Origin of the sequence: Sphingopyxis sp. (assembly GCF_036402335.1) — a bacterium.
Lineage (GTDB): Bacteria > Pseudomonadota > Alphaproteobacteria > Sphingomonadales > Sphingomonadaceae > Sphingopyxis.
Map to the genome: position 1 here is coordinate 1 of NZ_DASWTD010000237.1, position 4,595 is coordinate 4,595.

5 protein-coding genes and 1 pseudogene are annotated in these 4,595 nt (G+C 65.1%); 2 read left to right on the plus strand and 4 right to left on the minus strand.

Annotated features, from left to right (window positions below):
• A pseudogene (locus VGD20_RS07445) lies at positions 1–190 on the plus strand (hypothetical protein); the annotation flags it as partial.
• Here VGD20_RS07445 and zapE read toward each other — a convergent pair.
• From zapE to VGD20_RS07465, 4 genes are read right to left on the minus strand one after another with little or no spacing between them, the layout of a single operon-like run.
• Positions 161–1,282 carry a cell division protein ZapE gene (zapE, locus tag VGD20_RS07450; protein WP_331133839.1) on the minus strand — a complete coding sequence of 374 codons (1,122 nt, stop codon included), beginning with the start codon at positions 1,280–1,282 and terminating at the stop codon, positions 161–163. The pseudogene VGD20_RS07445 and the gene zapE sit on opposite strands and share 30 nt — an antisense overlap.
• Complete coding sequence (locus VGD20_RS07455; protein ID WP_331133840.1) at positions 1,279–1,770, minus strand: PaaI family thioesterase; 492 nt, start codon at positions 1,768–1,770, stop codon at positions 1,279–1,281. The genes zapE and VGD20_RS07455 overlap by 4 nt, the downstream gene beginning before the upstream one ends.
• Positions 1,767–2,747, minus strand: coding sequence for an MBL fold metallo-hydrolase (locus VGD20_RS07460; protein ID WP_331133841.1), 981 nt, complete (start codon positions 2,745–2,747; stop codon positions 1,767–1,769). Before VGD20_RS07460 ends, VGD20_RS07455 begins: the two co-directional genes overlap by 4 nt.
• Positions 2,747–3,529: a succinate dehydrogenase iron-sulfur subunit gene (locus VGD20_RS07465; protein WP_331133842.1), complete on the minus strand. Its 783-nt coding sequence runs from the start codon at positions 3,527–3,529 to the stop codon at positions 2,747–2,749. The genes VGD20_RS07460 and VGD20_RS07465 overlap by 1 nt, the downstream gene beginning before the upstream one ends.
• A 128-nt stretch (positions 3,530–3,657) precedes the next feature.
• Here VGD20_RS07465 and VGD20_RS07470 point away from each other — a divergent pair.
• The coding region (locus VGD20_RS07470) for a lipopolysaccharide biosynthesis protein (protein WP_331133843.1) at positions 3,658–4,595 on the plus strand (938 nt) is incomplete at its 3' end.

Sequence of the window (4,595 nt, forward strand, 5' to 3'; positions counted from 1 at the left end):
CCCGCCCGCCCGCCCGGCGCGAATCGGGGTCGCAGCGCCCAAGCCGCTCCGCACGCTGCGCCGGACAATCGAGCAGGGTTATGGCTATCTGGCCCACGAAGTTCGCTATGTCCGCGATCTTGTTTATGTGACGGTCAACTCTTCGCGCTGGGGCAAGATATTAGGCGGCGTCCTCCTGGCCGTGGCCTAACGCCAGATAATCATCCGACTGCATTTCGGCGAGCCGGCTCGCCGTACGCTCGAACTCGAATGCTCCGTCGCCCGCGACATAGAGCTGGTCGGGCATTGCCGCGGCGCTCGCGAGCAGCTTGACCTTATATTCGTAGAGCGCGTCGACCAGCGTGACGAAGCGCGCTGCCTCGTTGCGGTTCTCGGGCCCCATGCGCGGGATACCGACGATGATCACCGCGTGGAAATGGCGGGCAACCGCCAGATAGTCCGAAGCGCCGCGCGCTTCGCCGCATAACTTCTTGAACGAAAAGACCGCGACGCCCTTCAGCGCCTTGGGCACATGCAGCGTCCGTCCGCCGCCGACGTCGAGATCCAGCGTCGGGACATGCGCGCGATCTTCGGGCGGATAGTCGGTGAGGCGGAAGAAGGCGGCCGACAACGCGGCGCTCGCCGCGTCGTCGGCGGGGACGAACCAGCGCGCGCCATCGCCGAGCCGGTCGCGGCGATAATCGGTCGGGCCGTTCAATCCCATCACATCAAGCCGCTCCTCGACGAGCGCGATGAAGGGCAGGAAATGCTCGCGGTTAAGCCCGTCCTTGTAGAGGTCCTTCGGCGGGCGGTTCGATGTCGCAACAACCGTCACCCCACGCTCGATCAGCGCGGTGAACAGGCGCGAAAGGATCATCGCGTCAGCGCTGTTGTTCACGACCATCTCGTCAAAGGCGAGGCATCGTGTATCTTCGGCAAGCGCATCGGCGACGAGCGGGATAGGGTCGCCCGTCTCGCTCTTGCGCACCTCGCGCATCCGCGCATGGACGTCGAGCATGAAGGCGTGGAAATGGACGCGCCGCTTTCGCTGGATGGCGAGCCGGTCGTAAAACAGGTCCATCAGCATCGATTTTCCGCGCCCGACCGCGCCCCAAAGATAGACGCCGCGCAGCGCCTCGGGCTTGCGGCCCGCGAGGCGCCAGAGCAGGCTGCCACGCTTCGGTACGGCTTCGAGCTCGGCCTGTAGTCGGTTCAGCCTCTCGGCGGCGGCGCGCTGCTCGGGATCGGGGCGCAACTCGCCTGCCGCGACGAGCGCGTCATAGGCCGCAAGGACGGTGGTCACTTGGCGCTCGCCTTGCGGATCGTCCCGGCGAAGCTCAGCACGATATGGCTGTCGCCCTCGCCCTGCACGACAAGGCCGCGCAGGAAGATCAGGCGGCCGGTCTCGCGTACCAGCTCGACCACGGCATCGAGCGGCTCACCGACGCGGCCCGCGCCGACGAACTGCGTCGACAGGTCAAGCGTGACCGAATGACCGGCGTTGAGTGAACCGAATTGGTGCGACGCCGCGAACAGCGCGATGTCGACGAGCGCCAGCGTCACCGCGCCATGAACATTGTCGCCGAGGTTGCTGTGCTTGCGTTCGGGCAGCATCCGCACCCGCGCGCACGGCCGGCCATCGGCCGTCGGCGGTTCGACGCGCACCGTCAGCGGTTCGATGAAGCTGTTGAAACGCGTCGGATCCTTGAGATCCCAGCTGATCCATCCGCCGTCCAGTTCCTCGGCGCTGAAATATTCGCGGCGCTTCGGCTCCTCGATCCCGTCGTTCATACTTCGCAATATCCGTCCAGTTTCTTCGAGCGTATCAGGTCGGCATAATAGATGGCCATTGAGTCGGCGCGAAAGGGATCGGGGCCGATCCATCGCGCGGCACCCTTCAGCCAGCCGTCCGAACAGGCCTCAAGCGCGCTCTGCCCCTCCGCGCAAGCGATAAAATCGGCGAAAGCGCTTTTCCAAGCGCCGAACTCGGCCATGTCCATGATCGGGCCGTGGCCGGGCACGATCTGCTCGGCCCCCGACGCCGCGACCGCGTCGAGCGCCTTCAGCCAGCCTTCGAGACAGGCCGTGTCGAGGAAGGGCACCGGCACGGTGACGAGGTCACCAACGATCGCCCGCTTCTCCGCGGCGTCGTAGATCCAGAGATCGCGCTCGGTGACCGCGTTGTGCGCGACGCGCAGCGACAGCGGCCGCCCGGCGATCACCATATCGCGCGATTCGTCGACGATCACGTCTGGCCGCAGCTCCGCCCCGCGCGCGATAGTCGCAAGGTCGCCCTCCATATCCGCACCCGCGCCCACCGGAATATTGTCCTCGGCGATCGCCTTACGGTACGCTTCGGCGGTCCGTGCGAGGAAGCCGGCCAGCGCCCCGTCGATCGCCGAGGTCGCATAGACCCTGATCTCGGGAAAGGCGGCCCTCAGCTCGGGATTGCCGCTGACATGGTCGAGATGCCAGTGCGTGTTGATCACCGCGACCGGCGTCATGCCGATCCCGCTCATGCCCTGTTTGATCGCGGTCAGATGCTCGGGATGGCGCCCCGTGTCGATCACGAAGGCGCCCTCGGGCCCATAGAGGATCAGGCTGTTGCCGTCGGGCTGGCGAAAGGGATCGAAGCTGCCCCCGACGAGGAAGGTCGCGCCGCCGATGCCATGCGCATAGGTGCGCGGCATTTCCTTATATACGACCTTCGGATTGGCGGCGCAGCCGACGAGCACCAGCGCGAGCAGCGCTGGCAGCCCGACCCGCATCAGATGTGCCGCTCGGCTTCCAGCTTCTTGATCTCGGCGATCGCGCGCGCGGGGCTCAGGCCCTTGGGGCAGGCGTTGGCGCAGTTCATGATCGTGTGGCAGCGATAGAGACGGAACGGATCCTCCAGCTCGTCGAGCCGCTCGCCGGTCATTTCGTCGCGGCTGTCGGCGAGCCAGCGATACGCCTGGAGCAGGATCGCGGGGCCGAGGAACTTATCGCTGTTCCACCAATAGCTGGGGCAGCTGGTCGAGCAACAGGCGCAGAGGATGCACTCGTAAAGGCCGTCGAGCTTCTCGCGCTCTTCGGGCGACTGCAGCCGCTCCTTGCCGCTCGGTGTCGTGGTCTTGGTCTTGAGCCAGGGCTCGATCGACGCATATTGCGCATAGAAATGGGTAAAATCGGGGACGAGATCCTTGATCACGTCCATCGCCGGCAGCGGGGTGATCTGGATGTCGCCTTTCAGATCCTCGATCGCGGTCGTGCAGGCGAGGCCATTCTTGCCGTTCATGTTCATCGAACAGCTACCGCAGATGCCTTCGCGGCACGAACGGCGGAAGGTCAGCGAGCTATCCTGCTCGCTCTTCATCTTGATGAGCGCGTCAAGCACCATCGGGCCGCATTTCGCGGTGTCGATCTCGAACGTGTCGAAGCGCGGATTTTCACCGCTGTCGGGATCGTAACGATAGACCTTGAATTTCTTAACCGCCGTGGCGCCATCGGCCCTGTGGACCTTGCCCGTCTTTTGCGGGCGGCTGTTCTTGGGCAAGACAAATTGAGCCATATCGCGGAGTTCCCTGTGCAATCGCGCGCTGCCTAGACCCGATTGGCGGCGTCGACAAGAGGGTGTTGCGGGGATGAACGGGCGAAAGTCGCTGGCGGCGCGGCGGACGAGTCGCTAGGTGCGCATCGATGAGCGAAGACGCCGCCCACCCCGCCGTAACCAGCCGCAGCGTCGCACGCGGACTTGGCACCACCGTGCTCGCACGGCTTGGCGCCGTCGTCGAAATCGTCGCGCAGCCGCTCTATGTGCTGATGTTCGGCCTCGCCGGCTATGGTCTTTATGCCGTGCTCTGGGCGACGATCAACCTGCTGGAGAATATCTTCGACACCGGCATGACCAGCGCGATGCAGCGCACGGTGCCGCAATCGGCAAGCGATACCGAAGCAGCGGCGGCACTACGCACGGCGATGGTCTTTGGCGTCGGTCCATGCCTTGTCGTCGCGGCGCTGATCGCACTCTTTGCCGCCGAACTCGGCCCCCTGCTCAACGTCGCCGAAAAGGACCGGGCGCTCGTCACCCCCGCGATCCAGATCTTCGTCTGGGCGCTGCCGCTCTGGGCCTTCGTCGAGATCGCGACCTCGGCGCTCCGCGCGCGCATGGTGTTCGGGGCCGAAATCCGGCTGCGGATCGTGTGGGAACAAGTCATCCGGCTGGTGTTTGCGGGGCTTTTCTTCGCCGGCGGACTCGGCCTCAAAGGCCTGTTTATCGCGCATCTCTGCTCGCTCGCGATCACCGCGCTCCTCTGCATCCGCTTGCTCGCCCGCTATTATAATTTCGCCGATCTGTGGCGCGGCCCGTGGGCGACCGAAACCGCGCGCAACACCTTCTGGGCGGGGCTTTCGATCCTGCCGTCGAACATCATCGCACGATTGTTCGGCGACGCGCCGGCACTGGTCCTGAACCTGTTGTTGCCGGGTGCCGCGGGCGCCGCGGCCGCAGCCCTGTTTACGATCGCACGCAAGTTGTCGAGCGTCGTCCAGCTCGTCCGGATAGCTTTTGTTTATGTGATGGCGCCCCTTGCCGCGAGCGCCGAGCGCGAAGACCGGCGCCAGGTCGCCGATATTTA